A 19,465-nucleotide genomic window follows, 5' to 3' on the forward strand; every position below is an offset into this window, starting at 1 on the left:
CCTAAGAAACAGCCATGTCAGCCTCCTGCGGCAATTCTTGCAAATCAAAGCCGAATGACTTTGCTCTGCGCTTGAGATTGCCGAGCACGCGATTGCGGTATCGTTCCTCGTAATGGGACGCGCCGGGGTCCTGATAGGTCATGCCGTGACGAAGGGTGTTGTAGAACAGAACTGCAATTTTGCGCGCCGTCGCAGTGACTGCCTTGGCCTTACCCGCGCGCGCTGCCAGTCGGCGATAAAAAGCGCCCAAGGCGGTGTCACTTCGCCCAATAGTGACGGCTGCCAATCGCAAGAGAGCAGCGGCGCGGCTGGATGATCGCCGTGTTCGGGATGATAACACCTTGCCGCCGGATATCTTGTTGCCCGGTGCCAGACAGAGCCATGACGTGAAGTGTTTAGCGCTTGGCCATGCGCGCAGATCAGTGCCGCATTCGCCAACCAACTTGAGCGACAGGGACGGTCCCATCCCATGGATTTGTGTCAGATCAACGCCGAGGACACCAAACAGCGCGGCCCGCACGTCAAACGAAGGCGTACTGACCTGCTTGGTCTTGGTACGCGCGCGCGGCAACTTGCTGGGATCGTGATCGGTGTCTGCACCTAATCCCGCCAGCGTTGCCTCAAGATGGCGATCACATTCCAGCATCTTGGCCTGATAGAAGTCATAGAGTTCTAGCGACTGGGTCAGCGCAAAGATGTGTTCGGCGCGATCATTCCCATTGAGCGCAGCTTTGATTGTCTCAGTTGAAGCCTTGCAACGCACGTCACGATAGGAGGCCAACACGCCCAAATCCCGTTCGCCGGCGACGATGGCCCGGATGATCTTCATCCCCGTAATACCGGTGATGTCAGACACAACATGATGCAGTTGGAGGTTCATCTCCATCAGTGCTTTCTGCATGTGTTGAATGTGGGCAGCTGCATATTCCACCAACCGTTCACGCTGTCGCAGATATGCACGCAACGTTGCAATCTCGGCCGTTGGTCGAAAGCTGCCACGCAGAAGCCCATATGAATGCAGCTGCCGTAACCAACTGGCGTCACTTACGTCCGTCTTCCGGCCAGGCACGTTCTTGGCGTACCGGGCGTTGACCAGAATGACCTCGAAGCCGTGCTGCTCTAATATCTCGTAAGCTGGGATCCAGTAAACGCCCGTGGATTCCATCGCGACGCTGGTCACACCGTGCGATTTGAACCAGTCAGCGAGATCATGCAGATCATGAGTGAAGGTCCCAAACGCGCGCACCGGTGCGTCTGTCACATCGGGATTAACTGCCGCCATATGTTCACGCGATCCGATATCAACTGCGGCAGCGCCAGTCTTTACGGTCTCAATCGTAGGGCTCTTGTGAGTCTTTTGCTTTGCCATTGTCTATCCTCCTGTTGGCAACAGAAGGGCGTGGGCTATGCAAATCCGTCATCTTCCTAACCGGGATCACTGCCAAAACAGCGTCACCACTCTCAGGTTCGCATCAACCCATGGACCACGTTTTTTAACGGGGTTCACGACAGCGTCGAGACCACCAATAAGCGAACGGCCGCTGCCCTTCATGGCGCGACCGTAGCACAGGCTGTTTCTACCGCGCACAGGCGGACCCCAACCCAGAACGGTTTTTTAATATATCCCTCTCCTCCTTGAGGATTCGGTTCTCGCGACGAAGCCGTTCGTTCTCCCGCGCAAGCTCGCGATCCTCAGGCGAAACCACATCCGTTTCCCGATGCGCCGTCACCCATTTGTTCGAGGTCGAAAGACCAACACCAAGATCGTCAGCAACCTGACGCCGTGTCAGCCCGCTGATCACTGCAATTCGCACCGCATCTTTGCGAAATTCATCCGTTCTTCCTGTGCCCATAGATCGTCTCCTTCGCTGCACATTATGCTATCAAAGGAGCGGCACCAAACGGCGACAGGTCCAATCAGAGGCGTTCCAAGCCGGACAGCCAAGTTGGCGAGCGGGAAGCGTTCAACGGCGGCATAGAGCGACACTGTTGTCAGCCCGAGGTGAAGAATGGTCCCTCCCCTACCGCAGCTGACATAGGCGTTGGGGTTGTTGATCGCCGCCCGCAGATACCCAATATCGCGACTGATTGTTTGGCGTTCCAGCCGACAAGCCTCATCAAGGTCACCAGTTCTTCTAAGCTCTCGATGTCGCCATCACGACTGAGCTTCTGCGCGCAGCACGCGCAATACTTCTGTTTGTATGAGAGGTTCCTTGTCCGGACAAACAGGCCGGAAACCGACCCGGACTCGTCAGGAACAACCCACAAGGGTTCCTTCAGACAGTCCCAAAACAAGAAGGAAACTTTTACTTTAGGATAACACTAGGCTGCATCTGTAATGGCGGACTGCAAAACAACTCAAAACACGAACGAACTGGTTTTCAGGGAACTATTGTGAGAAATAGTACGCATTTTTCAACTAACACATTGATAATTATGTATTTTAATTGAAAACCACGTTTTGGCTACCATCCTAGGGTCAGAACCCATTAACTGATTGAGCTTGTGGCGCTGTCATGATTCACGGCCCCCAGTTTTAGGGGGATATGATGAGCAATCTTTATTGGCTGAACGAAGAACAAATGTAGCAGCTTCGTCCGTAGTTTCCAAAGAGCCGAGGTCGCGCTCGAGTAGATGATCGCCGTGTTTTGAGCGGCATTATTTTCATCAATCGCAATGGTTTACGCTGGTGCGATGCGCCCGCCGCGTATGGTCCGCCCAAGACGTTGTACAACCGCTGGAAGCGCTGGAGTGATATGGGCGTATTCGCGCGGATCATGATGGGGCTGGCCGAGCAGGCCCCCGACAACAAGACCATCTCAATCGACGCCACCTACCTCAAGGCACATCGTACGGCCTCCAGCCTGCGGTTAAAAAAGGGGGGCGAGGACGCCTGATCGGGCAGACCAAGGGCGGTATGAATACCAAACTGCACGCAATCACAGACACCAACGGACGACCAATCCGCTTCTTCATCACAGCAGGACAAGTTAGTGATTATACTGGTGCAGCCGCCTTGATGAATGGTTTGCCTGAGGCCGAATAGCTCCTCGCTGACAGAGGGTACGATGCTGATTGGTTCCGTGAAGCCCTTGTGGACAAGGGCACAAAGCCCTGCATTCCTGGCCGCAAGTCGCGCAAGAAATCCGTCAAATATGACAAGCGCCGCTACAAACGTCGTAATCGCACCGAGAGAATGTTCGGCAAGCTCAAGGATGGGCGGCGCATCGCAACCCGCTACGACAGATCACCAACCGTATTCCTCTCCGCAATCGCCCTCGCAGCAACCGTCATATTCTGGTTATGAGTCCTGACCCAAGAGTGTTGAATTTGGCTCAATGGCGACTGAGTTAGGCAATGGGCCTAAATGGTGCGCGTAATGTGTCGGCAAAGCTTCGTGGTAGATTGTATATAGACCAGTGGGTCCTGCCCCATCTCTTCTGAGCGCAATAAAATCTGTGCAGCTATCGGCCGTAAGACTTAGCACCTCATGGTATCTTTGTGTGGGCGGCCGTTCATTAAAGCCGACGATGCGGCTTTGAAAATTGTCCGCGGACAATTCTGAAATCAAACTGCATATTTTTGCGCCGAAGCCAAACGCCGGATGAGCCTCTCTGGGCTAAAATCTGCGCTCTTTGATCCGGTGGTTATTGATCTAAAATACGCACCAACTACTTTGATTTTGTCATGGAACTGCATGATGGCCCAAACAGTTGCCGCTGCTCTTAACGCACCCAGTCGCTTATGAGCAGCCTCGTAGCTTTGAGGGCTGATCCCTATCATCGGCGCCAGTGTTCGTGCGTGAGCGACGACATCATGAACAGTTTCTATTCTTCTCAGCGAAAACTCGGCTGCTTCCGGACAGGCCGATAGCAATTCTGGTATTGTGATTGGAGCATCTGAAGGCATAGGAGTGGTTTGTTTTTTTTGTGAGATGTTCTCTTTATCAATATGTTCTTTATTTGACTTATGATGGTGCCGGACATTTTGACCGTCACTGGCGGTCAATGTAGTCGTTAAATTAGAAGTTTGATCATCTGGTGACTCTGCTTCAACTTCTTTGATTGGCAGGGTTGAGAGAATTTTCTCACAGTCTTCAAGGGACAATTTCCGACGGAGGACACGAAAGACGTTCAGAGCCATCGCATCGTTTGGGTTATCGATCAGGCTTGCATTGGCTGCCGCGCGGATTTTGGCACGCAGATAGTCAATTTGCTCTCGTTCCCTCATGACCTCAGCCGCCATTGAAGCAATCTCAGGCAGACGATCGAAAAGCGGTGAGAGGTCAAAGCCAAAGCGAAGGGCTTGGCCGGCGTGACTGTTGTGTTTTGTGAACCGTTTTCGATTGGGGCTGTCACGGCGAACGAGCAGGCCAATTTCTTGAAGCGTCGCTGCGTGGCGTCTGATTGTTCTGTCTGAGATGCCATTGCGCCGGAACGTGAGCGTTGAGTTTGATGCAAACACGGTGTGGTGGTTGCGCTTTGGAGCGAGGCACGAAAGCATCGCGTCCAATGTTGAAATCACCGATGCACTGAGACCGAGTCGCGGGGCCGCGTTTCGGAGCGTTGCGACTACGATGTGGCGTTCTGGAATGGAATTGTCCGCGGACAATATTTCACTGGTCCGCAGCCCAGTGGGTGCAGATGCTTGTATAAATGCCATGTTTTTTCACGACAACCTGATGTGAAAGGCTCCGATATCTCTGAAAGTCAGAAAAAAGGCCGCAAATCTTCGGCAACCGAATCGGTTGTTGTTGACTGGCGCGGAGAAGCTGGTAAATCTGAAAGTGCAAAGAACAGATTGGGCTCTCCTAGGGAAACCTTGGGGGGCTCTTTCTTTTTTGGGTTGTTGGTCGTGCTCCTTTTTTAAGTTTTACTGCTCGGTCGACATCAGTCAGGCTTTTGCTCTGACTGCCACGCCTCATAGAGGCGCATAAGCTCAGCTTCTGCGTTGTTACGCATCCACTGGGCAAATTCTGGGGCATCGGACTTCGACAGCTTGAATGTCAAAGCACGGGCCGTTTCTTTTACTTCAGCCAAAGCCGTCCCATCACCAAGTTTGATGGAGAGGGTAGGGGGTACAGCTGGTTTGTTAGTGGCCTTAGATTTTAGCGCCTGAGTAATGGCGTCACTGACCATGCCAAAGCGGTCGTCGGAGCTCTTGGCCGCATTAAACTGAAGCGTTGCGGTGACCTGTTCCAGATCGACGCTATAGCTGCGCGACTGGTCTGCCAGCTCTTCCCACCGCCTCCGTCCAATGCCATGCGCGGAGCCGATTTGCTCAATGACTGACTTTGGAATAGACCGTGCAACTTTGGTCATGCGCGATAGCATTGGCTTGTCCACAGCGAGGGCATCCAGAATGATGGCTTGCTCGTAGCCACTTGTGGCCAGCTCGGTCGCAAATAGGGCTTTTTCAATGAAGCTGGGGTCCAGACGATGGGTGTTCTCTTGCCCCTGAGCGAGAATGGCCTCTTCGTCAGAAAGAGATCTGACAAGAGCCTTCGCGGGGATGCCGAGCGATCGTAAGGCCCGCAGTCTGCGGCGACCATAAACGATCTTGTAGTGTCCGGGTTTGTCCGCGATGGGGCGCACCATAATCGGTACTTGTTGGCCGTGTGCCTTAATGCTCTCAGCTAGCGTCACAACATCAGCATCGGTGAAAGAGAGACGGTCCTTGGGGCCGTTCTCTTCAATGACATCAACGGGGATTTCTCTTACCGCGTTGCTCGCGACATCCTTCAAAGTGGATTTAACGCCGCTCATTGCGCCGGTATTCGGGAATCGCGCCTTTTGTGCTCCGGCTGGTGCCGCATTGCTGGCCGCATCGGGAGGGGGAGGGGGCTGAAATAGGTTTCTACGGGCCATTAGTCAGTTTCCCTTCCCCAAGCTTGCTGGATCGTCTTTTCGAACTCATCCGCGACGCCATTAACAGACTCTAATATGCGTGTTAGTGTCTTCTTTACGACTTGCGAGGGATCCAGCTCATAGATGGTTTGCTGCGTCATCCCAGCGTCTGAGATAGCTGTGGATTTGAGCATCGGGGTGGTCAACACTTGATCCAAGAGAATAGACCTCAAGAAACCCGCCATTTGTGACTGTGGGACGTCGGTTGGTTCATATCGAGCGATCAAGAACTTAAGGAAATTCCAGTCGATGGGCCCTGCCGCCTCCTCGAGAGTTTGGACAGTTTCTCCAGCCATTTCAAGGAATTGCGCCATTGATGCAACATCCAACATGCTGGGAACAACCGTGATTAGTAGGCCGGTAGACGCCAACAAAGCTGTCATTGTTGTGAAGCCAAGTTGAGGCGGGCAATCTATGATGACGAGATCGTAGTCTGCTTCGACCTCGTCGAGAGCGATCGCAAGGCGTTGAGTGAATGGCGGGTCGATCTTGTGCTGAAGCGCATACGCTGTTTCTGTCTCGTACTCGGATAGCAAGAGACCTGCCGGAGCGAGGTCAAGGTTGTGAAAATATGTTTTTCGGATGACTTGGCTCAGCGGCACAGGGTCTTCGTATTTTAGCGCGTCATAAACGGTGCCGCTCTCAGCAAACTCGATCTCAGGACGGTACCCGAACATCGTGGTTAAGCTCGCCTGTGGGTCCATGTCGATCGCAAGTACCCGATAGCCTCGCAACGCATAGCGTTGAGCCAAATGGATGGCGCTGGTTGTTTTGCTGGATCCGCCTTTGAAGTTCACTATAGAAATAACCTGAAGGGCATCGTTCTCGCGCCGTCCGGGAAGGTATGTTTCGCCATTCCGACCGGTCTTTGCCATCACATGGCGAATTTGGTCAATCTCTTGGGCGGTATAGAGCCTGCGACCTCTGGAATCCGTCTCTACATCAGGGAAATCACCTTCCTGATGCCGCGTTCGAAGGTTCGACATACTGATGCCGGTTAGCTCTGATGCTTCCGCAGGATGAAACTTACGTAGCGCTTTTCTACTATCGGGCTGGAAGCTATTGCGCATATGGTTGTTAAGCGCTTCCGACAGACGGGCAGCGTTCGACGCAATGGATGCAGCGATAGAACTGGTTTGCGCGATATTTCCGTCTGAATTCATGCTGCCCTCACGACCTCTTAGTGGGTCATCTGTGTTTCGTCGCTAAACAGCGTGATTTACGTCAGCTTGCGACAATTGAACTCATGACACGCAACTTATCCCCAGGCAACAATTTTTTGGCCCTTTCAGTGATGGGGTTCGTTTGTATTTAGGTATGGATGCCGAAAATTTCCTATTAACCTATTGTAAAAAAACACTTTATCAAAGTTTCCGTGAGTTGCCGCAAGATGTTGTACGATATAGCCACATGATCACAATTGATAGCAATCACGTCTAGGTCTCGAATCGGTTGAATTAAGGAAGCTGTGGAAAGCCGTTGTCGCGGAAAAAAGCCAAGCGGGGTCTCCGCAGACGACGTTTAGTGGGTTTCGGGGGCGCTCCCAATAGAGATCGCAGTCTTACTTTCTTGCACCTTACATGCGGGAAAGTTAGACTTTTGGTCTGCCGCGAGATGAACTCGGCGTACCTTCCGAGCATTACTTTTTCTAAAAGCGTACTACTCAGCCTGGGGGGGGGGCGGCACAATTGTTGGTATTGTTTCTCTGAGTGGGGCAGGTGGTCCGAGCCGTACGTGAAATCAGAAAATAGCCCAGCAAAGCCAGGAGAAAAAGCTCCTTGCCACTGAGAAGTGTCCGGCAGGCTAAAGCTAGGGTCGGGACCCATTGATTTCCCGGTGGCAGCGTGATTCACGGCTCGAAAATCGACCGGTGAACATGTCTGATCTCTTCTGGTTGAGCGACGCGCAGATGGCGCGTCTGGAGCCCTTCTTTCCCAAGTCCCACGGCAGGCCTCGCGTCGATGATCGGCGCGTGTTGAGTGGCATTATTTTCATCAATCGCAATGGTTTACGTTGGCGCGACGCCCCGGCGGAATATGGGCCTCACAAGACACTCTACAACCGTTGGAAACGTTGGAGTGACAAGGGCATCTTTGCGCGGATAATGGTCGGCCTGGCCGCCGATCACGGCGAACGGAAGACCGTTATAATCGACGCAACCTATCTGAAGGCACACCGCACAGCGACCAGCATGGGCGTGAAAAAGGGGGGCGTGGACGCCTGATAGGGCGAACCAAGGGCGGCATAAATACCAAGCTGCATGCCATCTGCGACAGCCAAGGCCGCCCGCTGAGCCTATGCGTGACCGCGGGACAAGTCAGCGACTACATCGGCGCACGGGCTTTGGTGAACAGCCTGCCGAAAGTCGATTGGCTGCTCGGGGATCGCGGTTATGACGCCGATTGGTTCCGAGAAGCATTGAACGACAAGGGGATACGCGCCTGCATCCCGGGCAGAAAACAGCGCAAGAAGACCGTGAAATACGACAAGCGTCGGTACAAAAGGCGCAACAGGATCGAGATCATGTTTGGTAGGCTCAAGGACTGGCGGCGTGTCGCCACGCGTTACGACCGCTGCCCAAAGGTCTTCCTCTCAGCCATCGCCCTCGCGGCAACCGTCAGCTATTGGCTATGAGATGCTGTAACGGGGCCTGCGTCACGCACCGCCGTTGCCACTTGTCAGATCAGCGCTGCGCTGCCGCCATTCCCGTATTGAACCCACATGGAGGACGACGGGATGAAGCTATTTATTGGATTGGATGTGTCGTTGGCGAAGACTGCAGTGTGTGTGGTCAGCGAGCATGGCCAGATCGTCAAAGAGGCGGAGACTGAAAGCGAACCCGAAGGTCTGGCGCGCTGGTTGGACGAACTTGACGGCAGCATCGCAGTGATTGGCCTGGAGGCCGGACCACTGTCGCAATGGCTGCACCGAAGGCTGACCGAAGCTGGCCTGGATGTGGCGCTCATGGAAACGCGCCAGGTGAAAGGAGCGCTGAAGGCGATGCCGATCAAGACGGATCGGCGCGATGCAGAAGGGATTGCACGCCTTCTTCATCTCGGCTGGTTCCGCCCGGTCCACTGTAAATCCGTCTCTGCTCAGGAAACCCGGGCGGTTCTCGGCGCTCGAAAGGCTATCCAGCAGAACATGATCGCTCTGGAAATGTCGTTGCGCGGACTGCTGCGGAACTTTGGCCTCAAGGTCGGTGCGATCTCCCGCGGTAGGTTCGAGACGCGCATTCGGGAATTGGCAGATGGCAATCCGATGCTGGAAACCGCGACTGAACCGATGTTGCGGGCCCGAGCATCCCTACGACAGGAACTGGCCGGTCTCGAAAAGTGCGTGCGCCAGTTGACCTGGGATGATCCGGTTTGCCAACGCCTTATGTCGATGCCTGGAATCGGTGCCGTCGTAGCACTGACATTCCGTGCTGGGGTCGATGATCCGGCCCGCTTTCAGTCTTCAAAGAGAATTGGCCCCTGGGTTGGCCTGACGCCCTCTCGTAGCCAGTCTGGTGAGCGGGACGTGTCCGGCGGCATCACCAAAGCGGGTGACGTCAACCTGAGGCGAGCATTGTGCCAAGCAGCAACCGTCATGATGAACCGCGGCCGATCGACATGGCTGAGAACATGGGGAGCCCAGCTCGCGCAGCGGCGCGGTCGTAAAATCGCGATGGTCGCCCTCGCACGCCGCATCGCTGTCATACTTCACCGGATTTGGGTCGATAACACGACCTTCCAGCCAGATGCCGCGCCGAACCTTGCCTGACCGGATGACCCGTCACCCGTTGCCTGATTGATCGCAGGCTTCCGAGGTCCCGCAGGGACGTGGTTCCGATGATGCCGTGGTCTGGACTGTCGCTGACACAAGTCAAGCACGCCTATGAGATGGGCACATCGGAATTACATCGAACCAGCATCATGTTGGCAGCCGCCGCGCTGACCACGAGCCGAAGCATGTACCCGAAGGACCTCAGCCAATAGCCGCGACAGAAGCCAGGGCGGGCACCAAAAAATTATCAAAGGAACCGCTATGGCGGATCAATTGTTTTGCGCAAAACGGCTTGACTGGGACGCCCCCGTTACCGAAGTCCTGACCCTAGTAATCAACAGTAAGATGGCGAAGGTTCCACAAGATGACTGGCTTCGAATGAAACTAGAGCGGGTAATCTTGGGTCATGCGGACTGAGGCGGGAGGTGGCAGGTGACGGATCAACCCCTGACCATGAAAGAATTTACGTGGCAGGGAGGCACCGCCCCAAAAAAAGATGAAACACTCCGCACGTAGCGCTGCGTCTCAAAGGAACAGTTGCAAGTAAGGCGCCTATCGAAAGAACTACTGCAGAAAAAGGGATCTAAGGATGACCTCTGATGGCGGTTACAATTCTGTGAAAAGTTTGCAATACACACTATTCTCGACGCGGATTTCGGCTGCGTGCTGGAGCGTGTGACATGACACATACGGAGTCCGCTCTCTTTGCCAGCGCTCTGAGCGATCGGACCGCCTTTATAACCGGTGGTGGTAGCGGCATCGGCTTTTGTATTGCCTGCGCGCTTGCAAAGGCCGGGGCGCGCGTCGTGATCGCAAGCCGCAATCAAGAGCACATTGAGACCGCAGTTGCACATATTCGCAATGCTGACGGTCAAGCCATGGCGCAGGTTGTAGATGTCCGTGATGGCGACGCGGTTCAAGCGGCAGTCGATGCAAGCGTGGCCGCCTACGGGGGCTTGGATGTTTTTGTTGCAAACGCCGCGGGGAAGTTCATCGTTCCATTTGAGGAAATGTCGTTCAACGCGTGGCGGACGGTTGTTGACATTGACCTCCACGGCACATTTCATTGCGCCAAGGCCGCTCAGGCCCCCCTTAGCACGCTCGCCTTTTGGCGGGCGGTTCATCGCGATCTCAACCATGCGCGCGTTCGAAGGTTGGCCCGGTTGTGCCCACGCAGCGGCCGCGAAAGCGGGTGTGATGTCTTTGGTGCGGACCTTGGCGATTGAATGGGGTGGGCAGGGCATCCGCTGCAACACCATCGCACCGGGGCCCATTGCGGGCACAGAGGGCGTTCAGCGTTTATATGAGGCGGAAAGCAAAGACAATATTCAATCGCAGATGGCGGGAACTCCGCTGGGCCGTCTTGGCCATACCCATGACATCGCGAATGCGGCACTTTATCTTTGTGCTCAAACAGGGGATTTCATCACCGGAACCGACCTTGTGGTCGACGGAGGGAGGGCAAGACTATGAAACAGACCGCACAGAATGAACAAGTCGAAAATTCAGGCAAAACCACCAACGCCACTTTACCGTTCAAAGTGAGCGGACCGGTTAGACATGGGGACAAGCGGGGGCGCCTTTTGGGCTTTCCAACGGCGAACCTTGTGAGCGCACAAATCGTCGGGCTGGCATATGGTGTTTATGCCTCGACAACGCGAATCACAGGCAGGAGTCCAAAAGAATTTGCCTCCGTCACATCATACGGAACACGGCCAACTTTTGAGGGCGAAGAGGCGCGGGTTGAGACCCATATCTTTGATTTTGATGGCGACATTTATGGCGAAGTTATAGACGTCTGCTTGACAGACTTCGTGCGATGCGAACTCCGGTTCGAGACCGAAGAAGATTTGGTAAAGGCAATGACGCAGGACGTTGTATTCGTTCGCTCTTTGTTCTCCTGCAAAAATGAACACAAATCCGAGGAAACCTGGACATGTCGACCCTCTCTATCGCTTTCATAAAAGCGCGCTGGCACGCAGATATCGTAGATCAGGCTTTAATCGGCTTTACCGCTGAGATGAAGGCGCTTGGGCAAGCCGTCGATATTGTGACCTATGATGTGCCGGGGGCCTTTGAGATGCCATTGCTTGCTAAAAAGCTGGGAAATTCGGGGCGTTTTGACGGAATTGTTGCGGTCGCTCTTGTGGTTGATGGTGGGATTTATCGCCACGACTTTGTCGCACAAACCGTCGTGTCGGGGTTGATGCAGGCTCAATTAGAAACCGGTGTGCCGACCTATTCAGTCAGTCTCACGCCTCATCATTTTCAACCGGTTCCAGATCTCACAGATTTCTATATGGCGCACTTTGTCAAGAAGGGAAGAGAGGCTGCACAGGCCGTACATACCATGGCACAGATCGCGCAAAAAATCCCCGAGGCCTCTTCTCCGGCCCGCACTGACTAAGCTTTCAATACACCTGTTCGCAAACAATATGACCTGTCCTAGACCCCCTAGGCCGTTGGGCGGATTGTGACCAGCCAAAGGAAAACTCATGAAGGTACTGGTACCTGTCAAACAGCGTGATTGACTACTGTACACGTGGGGTGGGGCATTCACACCTCAGTGTCCGATTTTCGGGACGTCTCATACGTGACAACACCTGTAAATCACTTCTATTTTGAAGATTGAGATTCCGTCTCGACACGGATCACTGATTTCGACGTGCAATAAGCAAGAAGGGCCTTTATCTCGGCTGAGTCTGAAACGACGAAGTTCGGGTCAGTTCCGACGATTGTCACGGCCGCTTGCACTTCAGCTTGCCAGTCAAGCACCGGGGCGGCCGCTGCAACGAGGCCTGGAATGTATCGGCCTTCAACGGTAGCATAACCCCGCTCGCGCGTGCGTGAAATCAAGGTATCGACACCAGTCTTTGACGGCTCAAAGTCGAGTATTTGTCCCGTTTGGCGACTAAGGCGCCGAATTTGGTCCTTTCGGACGGGATTGATGGCGCGCGGTGCGCCCCACGTCAGAAAAACGCGTCCGGTTGCGGAATTTAGCAGCGGAAGCGTTGTGCCAAGGCCCATCGAAGTATCCGTCGGCGTTGCGCCTCTCTCCCATCTTACCACTGTGGCCCCTTGATTGGCCCAAACCGACAGCAGAACGGTCATTCCAGTCTGGGCAGAGAGTAATTCCAGACCATCTGCCGCAGAGTTTACGAAGTCGTGTCGGGCAAGTGCCGCAAGACCCAACTGCATCGCGGCTGGACCAAGGTCATATCGGCCGGATCGTTCTTGTTGCTGCACCAACCCTGCATTCACGAAGGAGGCAAGATAACGATGGGCCTTGCTGGGCGGCATGCCGCAGGCGCGCCCAATTTCCGAAAGTGTTTGCGGCCCAGCTCTTGCGGCCATCTGAGCCAGTAAATTCAGCGCAGTGTCTAGTGATTTTAGACCTGATCCATGACCGTTTTCGTCATTCATTCGACGGCTCCAGAAGTTGGCGTAGTTGCTCGATTTCGCCAGCCACAATACCATCTTTCGTTTCCTTGAAAAGGCACCGCACTTCGTGGCCTTTGAACCGTGCGGAGCCATCGACCTCTCCGCCATAGTGAATGGTTAGCGTACGTCGGGACCATTCAAGGTTCGAGATTCGCAGGCTTAGCTGCTCTCCGTCTCGCATAGGCTTTTGAAATTGGGCCGATGCATCAACCAGCCCAACCCCTTGGGAACTTAGTTTTTCGCACAAGTACGCGTGGCCGCCATGCTTGCGCAGAAGCTTGTGAAATGCGGCATCCATCCAGCGGAACGTGTTGGGATAAAAGACAATTCCGGCGGGGTCACAGTCTCCGAACGTGATCTCGTAGGTCAGTAGTTCTGGCACGACAGATTTCCTCATTATGAAATTGATTGCTTAATATGGAAGCATAAGATATCAACGTCCCCAAGTCGAGAGGGTTTGAGGAGAAACCATGTCTAAGCTTTCTACTGTCGAGATTTTGGGTGGCGGCCCAGGGGGTCTGTACACTGCTATCCTGTTGCGTCGTCTGATGCCCCACGTGAAGGTCAGGGTGACCGAGCAAAATCCGAAAGGCGCCACTTGGGGCTTTGGGGTGGTGTTCTCGGATCAAGCGCTTGATTTCCTCAAGCAGGATGACCCCGAAACGCATGATCTGATCGTTCCCCAGATGGAGCGCTGGCAGAACATGACTTTGAATCTGCCCGAGGGCAGCGTCACGCTGGATGGCGTAGGCTTTACCGCCGTGGGTCGTCTGCAACTGATCGAAACCTTGCGCGAAAGAGCAGAAGAGCTGGGCGCGGAGCTGCGGTTTTCTCATACGGTTAATTCGGTGGACGAGCTTGAGGCGGATCTGATCATCGGGGCCGATGGTCTGAATTCGCTCGTCCGGGCAAGTGATCCGAAAGCGTTTGGAGAATCCATTGATCAGCGTACAAATCACTTTGCCTGGTTCGGCGCTGACCGTCCGTTCGACACGCTGACCCAGACATTCGTGAACACCGACAAGGGCGCGCTGAACGCGCACCATTATCGTTTTTCGCCCGATACGTCGACCTTCATCGTCGAATGCACCGATGAGGTTTTCAAGACCTACGGGTTCAGCGACATGGATGAAGATCAGAGCGCGGAAATCTGTGAAGAGATCTTTGCAGACGTTCTGGACGGTGCGAAACTGATCAAGAACAAGTCGGTTTGGCGGCAGTTCCCAAAACTGTGGTGTGATACGTGGTACTCTGGCAACCGTGTGCTGCTGGGGGATTCCGTTCACACGGCCCACTTCTCGATCGGATCCGGTACACGCATCGCCATGGAAGATGCTATTGCCCTGGTCCAATCTCTGGCTTCAGAAGCCGACATTGAAACCGCGCTCGAGCGGTATCAGGCGACGCGCCCACCGATTGCAAAAAAGATCGTAGATGCTGCCACAACGTCAGCTGTCTGGTACGAGTCATTCGAAGAGAAAATGCAGCTCCATCCACTGGAGTTCGCCTACGACTACCTAACCCGTTCGGGTCGTATGTCGGATGAACGTCTGGCCCAGGTTGCGCCGAAATTTGCGGCCGACTACGCGGCGTTCAAATCGGTCAATGCTTGACCGAACAGGTCACTGAAAACCGTCGAATATCTGTCAAACCGTGAGCGGCACCGATCAAAAGGTGTCGCTTCGGTAAAGGGAGGAATAATTATGTCCAATCAAGAGACTGTCATCACCGACCCGCTGGCCGCTGATACCTCAAGCGCGGCCGAAATCGGGTACAAGAAGGAACTGCACGGCAATTGTTCACAAATGCTGTGGCAGAATCTTGATCGCAACCCGGACAGGCAGGCAGTGATGGGCCCGATGGGTACAATGACCTATCGCGAGCTGATCGCCGAAGCAGCGCGTTGGGGAAACGCCTTTGTCAGTGCTGGCCTGAAGCAGGGCGAGCGCATTGCCTTCTTTCTGGATGATACCCCAGTTTATCCTGCGGCCTTTTATGGGGCGGTCCGCGCAGGGTTCGTGCCTGTCCTGCTGAACATCCAGACCAAACCGGACGTTCTGAACTTCTTTTTGCGGGATACCGAAGCGCGTATCGCACTGGTCGAGGGCAATCTGGTCGGGTCATTCGGGGACACGACGCGCGCAGGCACCAAGCTAGAAACACTGGTCATCGCAAACGGAGAGCCAGGCGCGGGCAGCATCAGCACAGATGCCTTCCTTGAGGGTGCGGATGACACGCTGGATGCCGCAGACACCGGCCCCGATGACATGGCGTTCTGGATGTATTCGTCCGGGTCTACGGGGCGGCCCAAGGGGATCGTCCACCTGCACCACGACGTGGCCTATATCGAGGCCAGTTTCGGAACCCATATTCTGAAGCTTCAAGACAGCGACATCTGCTATTCTGTGCCCAAGGCCTATTTCGCCTATGGCTTTGGCAACTCGCTGGTTTTCCCCTTTGCCCGCGGGGCCACATCCCTGTTGGTTCCGGGCCAACCCCGGCCCGATGTCGTGCTGAAATCCATCGAAACCTACCGCCCCACAGTTCTGTTCGGTCTGCCCACGCTTTACACTGCGCTGGCGCGTTCGGCGGATATCGACAAGCGCGACCTGTCTTCGCTTCGCCAATCCATGTCCGCAGCCGAGATCCTGTCCGCAGATGTCTATTCCGCCTGGAAGGACAGGGTTGGCCACGGCCCGACCGAAGGACTGGGCTCGACTGAGATGCTACATGTCTACCTGAGCAACCGGCTGGATGATCACCGCCTTGGGGCAGCGGGGGCGCGGGTTCCGGGCTATGAAATCCGTCTTGAAACGCCGGATGGAACTCCTGCCCAGCCAGGGGAAGAAGGCGTCATGTTTGTACGTGGCCATTCCTCGGCACCGACTTATTGGAACCGCCCCGACAAAACCGCCGACACGATGCGCGGCGATTGGATCTACACGGGGGATCGGTTCATCGAGAAGGACGGCTATTATTATTTCCAAGGGCGCGCAGACGATCTTGTGAAAGTGTCGGGTCAATGGGTTTGGCCTCTGGAAGTTGAACGGTGCCTGAACGAGCATCCGGATGTCCACGAATGCGCCGTGATGGCAGAGCAACTGGACGACAAGCGGACGGCCCTGCGCGCCGTTGTCAGCCTTGTGGCCGATAAGACAGGTGATGACACGCTAACCCGCTCGCTGCGCGATTTCATCAAGGACAGGCTGACACCCTACAAGGCACCGCGTCTGTTTGAATTCCTACCTGAACTTCCGAAGACCGGCACCGGGAAAATTGATCGCCAGGCGCTTCTTCGAACGCTCGAAACCACTGCTTGACGGCTTGCATTAAAAGGGAGGAACCAAAATGCGAACACTAAAGAAAATCATCCTCGCCGGTCTGATGACCGCAGGATTCACGGCTGCTGCACATGCTCAGGTGCTGTCGTTCTCGACCCCGCCGCAGGGATCTGTTTGGAACACGATGGCCTCGGTCATTTCCGGGCAGGCGCGTAACTCTGCGGGCCTGAAAATGGTCGTGCAGCCCTATGGTGGCAACGCCCAGATGATGCAGGCCGTGAACGATGCGCTGGCCGAATACTCGCTGAATGATGTGAATGATGTCATTACAGCAGTGTCGGGAACTGGCGAATACACAACCGCGATGCCTAGCCTGCGAGTCGTCGCACGGGTCAACCCATTTCCTGTTGGTCTTTATGTCAAGGAAAGTTCTGGCATGACCTCAATCGCTGATCTCAAGGGGCGCAGCGTACCCTCGGGGTGGGATGCTTTCCCGATCGCAAGATCGCATATTTCTGCAATCTTGGCCGCCGGTGGTCTGGGCTGGGATGACGTGAAACAGGTGCCGGTCCCGGAACTGATCCGCGGGTCGGACGATATGGCATCGGGCCGTGTTGACAGTGCCTTCTTTGCCGTCGGTGGTCCGAAAGTTGCCGAGATTGACGCATCGGTTGGCGGAGTGCGTTTCCTGAGCGTCGAGGCAAATGATGAGACGCTACAGAAGATCCGCGCCGTTCGTCCGGCATTCTATTTCGCCGAGGTGACGCCAGCCCCGGTGCGCGTCGGGGTTCCCGAGCCAATGATGTTTGTGACATGGGACAACGTTCTGGTCGCCGGCGCACATGTTTCCGATGAGGACGTACAAAAGCTGCTGGCTGTCATCTTTGATGAACGCGAAGCCATTGGTGGTGCCTACCCGCCGCTGCGCGCCTTGAACCTGGAAACGGCATACAAGGCCTATCCCGGTGTCGACTATCACCCCGGTGCGGTCGCTTTCTTTGAAGAACGCGGCGTGGAACTGATCGAAGCGCAATAATTGCGCGCTGTTTGATGGGGCGGCAACGTCGCCCCATTCCACCAACGGAGGGGGTCCCAAGTGGAACAGGTCGAAAAACAACAACCGGATCGCACAGCAAAAAGCTTTGTTGTCGCAGGCTTGGCCGGGTCTTTGACGCTTGCTGCGATAGTACAAGCCGCAAGCCTGCCATCACGTCTTGGCTATTCCTACTACACCGAGCAATTTCTTGCCCTTGTTCTTGGCCTAAGCCTGTCGATCATTTTTCTTGTCTCGGGACGCGGCGAAAAAAGCGAAGATGAAACAGGTCGCTCCAGCGTTCTGGATTGGATTCTGTCTGCGCTTGGGCTGTGTCTTGGGCTGTATATCATGGTGGCCTATCCCAGCCTTGTCTCGCGTGCGATGTCACTGCCTTGGGACGCCCTTATCGTAGGGTCGATCCTATTCCTGCTGGTGCTGGAGGGTTTGCGACGGGCGGTTGGCTGGACACTTGTGATCGTCGTCGTGGTGATCGTTGGCTATGCGATGATCGGCCACCTTGTGCCGGGGGTTTTGCAAACACGCGAAGTCGCACCACATCGGTTGGCCGTATACCTGTCATTCGACCCGAACGGGTTGCTGGGTCTGACGCTGAATGTCGCGTCTACTGTCGTGGTCGCCTTTGTCTTTTTTGGGCAGCTGTTGTTGCGGTCGGGCGGCGCGGATTTCTTCAACGACATCGCAATGTCCACAATGGGACACAAGCGCGGTGGTGCGGCAAAAATCTCGATTGTGGCCTCGGGCCTTTTCGGGTCGATCTCGGGTGTTGTTGTGTCAAACATCGTGGCGACCGGCGTTGTGACCATTCGATTGATGATCCAGTCGGGATTTCGCCGGACAACCGCCGGTGCTGTCGAGGCGGTGGCATCTACAGGCGGCCAGATCGCCCCGCCGGTTATGGGGGCCGTTGCCTTTCTGATGGCCGATATTCTGCAAAAACCCTATTCCGAGATTGTCGTGGCCGCCATCGTGCCGGCGCTTTTGTATTATGTCGCGCTATTCGTGCAGGCCGACTTGCAGGCCGCAAAACAAAACATCAAACCGCTTGAATTGGATGATGTCCCATCGACCCGCACCGTCATGTCGCAAGGCTGGGTGTTCATCCTGCCATTTGCCGCCATCGTGGTTGCGCTGTTCTGGTTCAACCAACCTGCTGAAACCTCGGCTCTGTGGGGTGGGGCGGCTGCCCTGCTGATCGGGTTGACCGTTGGATATGGCAAAACACGGATGGTTTTCAAAGACCTGTGGAGCGCCGCCGTCGAAGCGGGCCGATCCATCACCGAGATCATCATGATTTCGGCGGCGGCAGGGTTCATCATCGGTGTGTTGAATGTGACCGGCCTGGGCTTTGCCGCAACCTTTGCACTGGTCGATCTGGGGCAGGGGAACGTGTTCCTGCTGCTTCTCATCTCTGCGCTGGTCTGTCTGGTTCTGGGCATGGGGATGCCGACCGTGGGGGTCTATCTGCTGTTGGCCGTCTTGATCGCGCCATCGCTTGTGCAGTCCGGGGTAGAGCCAATCGCCGCACATCTGTTCATTTTCTATCTGGGAATGATGTCGATGGTCACACCGCCGATCGGGATCGGGGCCTTCTTTGCGGCAGCCATCGCCAAGGCATCGCCCATGGCAACCGCGTGGGAATCCATGCGCTTTGGTTGGACGGCCTACATCATACCGTTCCTGTTCGTCTTCTCTCCGGCCCTGCTTTTGATCGGAGACCCGGTAGAGATCGTTCTGGCGGTCGTGACGGCTGTCATCGGTGTCTACGCGATTTCCGCCGCCTTTGTCGGATGGCTGCATGGGCCGGTTGGTATGGGGCGTAGAATTCTGATCGCGATGGCGGGTGTGGCCTTGTTGCTACCGCCGGGCATCGGTGGTGACCTTACGCTTTGGGTCAACGGGGCCGGACTGATCGCATTGGCTGGACTGTGGTTTCTCGGGCGAAGCGAACGGGTTTCCTCCGAGGTGATGAACCCGGAAATCGAACAACGTTAAAGCCGTCAACAGACGGACAG

General features: G+C 55.2%; 15 protein-coding genes and 4 pseudogenes. 11 read left to right on the forward strand and 8 right to left on the reverse strand.

The genetic code is table 11. The annotated features are described in order from the left end of the window. Window position 1: 1 nt before the first annotated feature. From N1037_21005 to N1037_21015, 3 genes and pseudogenes are all read right to left on the reverse strand, one after another. Window positions 2-1,369: an IS110 family transposase gene (locus N1037_21005; protein UWS81732.1), complete on the reverse strand. Its 1,368-nt coding sequence runs from the start codon at window positions 1,367-1,369 to the stop codon at window positions 2-4. A gap of 244 nt (window positions 1,370-1,613) precedes the next feature. Beyond that, window positions 1,614-1,853 (reverse strand): annotated as a pseudogene (locus tag N1037_21010) (transposase). A 62-nt stretch (window positions 1,854-1,915) separates the two neighbouring features. Continuing rightward, window positions 1,916-2,203, reverse strand: a pseudogene (locus N1037_21015) (hypothetical protein). A gap of 346 nt (window positions 2,204-2,549) precedes the next feature. Between N1037_21015 and N1037_21020 the strand changes: the two are divergent. Further along, window positions 2,550-3,307: pseudogene (locus N1037_21020) on the forward strand (IS5 family transposase). A 260-nt stretch (window positions 3,308-3,567) separates the two neighbouring features. Here N1037_21020 and repC read toward each other — a convergent pair. The 3 genes from repC to repA form a co-directional block, all read right to left on the reverse strand. Continuing rightward, the gene (gene repC, locus N1037_21025) at window positions 3,568-4,662 is read right to left on the reverse strand and encodes a plasmid replication protein RepC (GenBank protein UWS81733.1); all 1,095 of its coding nucleotides are present in this window, start codon (window positions 4,660-4,662) and stop codon (window positions 3,568-3,570) included. Between the two features lie 227 nt (window positions 4,663-4,889). After that, complete coding sequence (gene repB / locus N1037_21030) at window positions 4,890-5,867, reverse strand: plasmid partitioning protein RepB (GenBank protein UWS81734.1); 978 nt, start codon at window positions 5,865-5,867, stop codon at window positions 4,890-4,892. Beyond that, a complete protein-coding gene (repA, locus tag N1037_21035) occupies window positions 5,867-7,069 on the reverse strand; it encodes a plasmid partitioning protein RepA (GenBank protein ID UWS81735.1) in 1,203 nt (400 codons plus the stop codon). Before repA ends, repB begins: the two co-directional genes overlap by 1 nt. A 713-nt stretch (window positions 7,070-7,782) precedes the next feature. Here repA and N1037_21040 point away from each other — a divergent pair. From N1037_21040 to N1037_21065, 6 genes and pseudogenes are all read left to right on the forward strand, one after another. After that, window positions 7,783-8,540 (forward strand): IS5 family transposase gene (locus N1037_21040; GenBank protein UWS81736.1). Its coding sequence is split into 2 segments (ribosomal slippage): window positions 7,783-8,104 and window positions 8,104-8,540, totalling 759 coding nucleotides; the frame shifts between segments, so codons are not numbered across the junction. Window positions 8,541-8,642: 102 nt separating this feature from the next. Beyond that, on the forward strand, window positions 8,643-9,671 hold the full coding sequence (locus N1037_21045; GenBank protein ID UWS81591.1) for an IS110 family transposase: 1,029 nt from the start codon (window positions 8,643-8,645) through the stop codon (window positions 9,669-9,671). 683 nt (window positions 9,672-10,354) lie between these two features. Next, a pseudogene (locus tag N1037_21050) lies at window positions 10,355-10,702 on the forward strand (SDR family NAD(P)-dependent oxidoreductase). Further along, window positions 10,635-11,147, forward strand: coding sequence for an SDR family oxidoreductase (locus tag N1037_21055; GenBank protein ID UWS81740.1), 513 nt, complete (start codon window positions 10,635-10,637; stop codon window positions 11,145-11,147). The pseudogene N1037_21050 and the gene N1037_21055 overlap by 68 nt, the downstream one beginning before the upstream one ends. After that, complete coding sequence (locus tag N1037_21060) at window positions 11,144-11,638, forward strand: riboflavin kinase (GenBank protein ID UWS81592.1); 495 nt, start codon at window positions 11,144-11,146, stop codon at window positions 11,636-11,638. Before N1037_21055 ends, N1037_21060 begins: the two co-directional genes overlap by 4 nt. Beyond that, complete coding sequence (locus N1037_21065) at window positions 11,611-12,081, forward strand: 6,7-dimethyl-8-ribityllumazine synthase (GenBank protein ID UWS81593.1); 471 nt, start codon at window positions 11,611-11,613, stop codon at window positions 12,079-12,081. The genes N1037_21060 and N1037_21065 overlap by 28 nt, the downstream gene beginning before the upstream one ends. Before the next feature lie 209 nt (window positions 12,082-12,290). Here the strand turns inward: N1037_21065 and N1037_21070 are convergent, their stop codons facing one another. Together N1037_21070 and N1037_21075 are read right to left on the reverse strand one after the other, a co-directional pair. Beyond that, window positions 12,291-13,097, reverse strand: coding sequence for an IclR family transcriptional regulator (locus tag N1037_21070; protein ID UWS81594.1), 807 nt, complete (start codon window positions 13,095-13,097; stop codon window positions 12,291-12,293). Beyond that, the gene (locus tag N1037_21075; GenBank protein UWS81595.1) at window positions 13,090-13,497 is read right to left on the reverse strand and encodes an acyl-CoA thioesterase; all 408 of its coding nucleotides are present in this window, start codon (window positions 13,495-13,497) and stop codon (window positions 13,090-13,092) included. The genes N1037_21070 and N1037_21075 overlap by 8 nt, the downstream gene beginning before the upstream one ends. Window positions 13,498-13,585: 88 nt before the next feature. On the opposite strand from N1037_21075, the gene N1037_21080 reads away from it, so the two are divergent. The 4 genes from N1037_21080 (at window position 13,586) to N1037_21095 (ending at window position 19,445) form a co-directional block, all read left to right on the forward strand. After that, on the forward strand, window positions 13,586-14,728 hold the full coding sequence (locus N1037_21080) for an FAD-dependent monooxygenase (protein UWS81596.1): 1,143 nt from the start codon (window positions 13,586-13,588) through the stop codon (window positions 14,726-14,728). A gap of 90 nt (window positions 14,729-14,818) precedes the next feature. Next, window positions 14,819-16,435 (forward strand): benzoate-CoA ligase family protein, encoded by a 1,617-nt coding sequence (locus N1037_21085; GenBank protein UWS81597.1) that lies wholly within the window; start codon window positions 14,819-14,821, stop codon window positions 16,433-16,435. A gap of 28 nt (window positions 16,436-16,463) precedes the next feature. Next, complete coding sequence (locus N1037_21090) at window positions 16,464-17,432, forward strand: TAXI family TRAP transporter solute-binding subunit (protein UWS81598.1); 969 nt, start codon at window positions 16,464-16,466, stop codon at window positions 17,430-17,432. A 60-nt stretch (window positions 17,433-17,492) separates the two neighbouring features. Next, window positions 17,493-19,445, forward strand: a complete 1,953-nt coding sequence (locus tag N1037_21095; GenBank protein ID UWS81599.1) for a TRAP transporter fused permease subunit — start codon at window positions 17,493-17,495, stop codon at window positions 19,443-19,445. Window positions 19,446-19,465: the final 20 nt, after the last annotated feature.

Origin of the sequence: Phaeobacter sp. G2, assembly GCA_025163595.1 — a bacterium.
Taxonomy (GTDB): domain Bacteria; phylum Pseudomonadota; class Alphaproteobacteria; order Rhodobacterales; family Rhodobacteraceae; genus Pseudophaeobacter.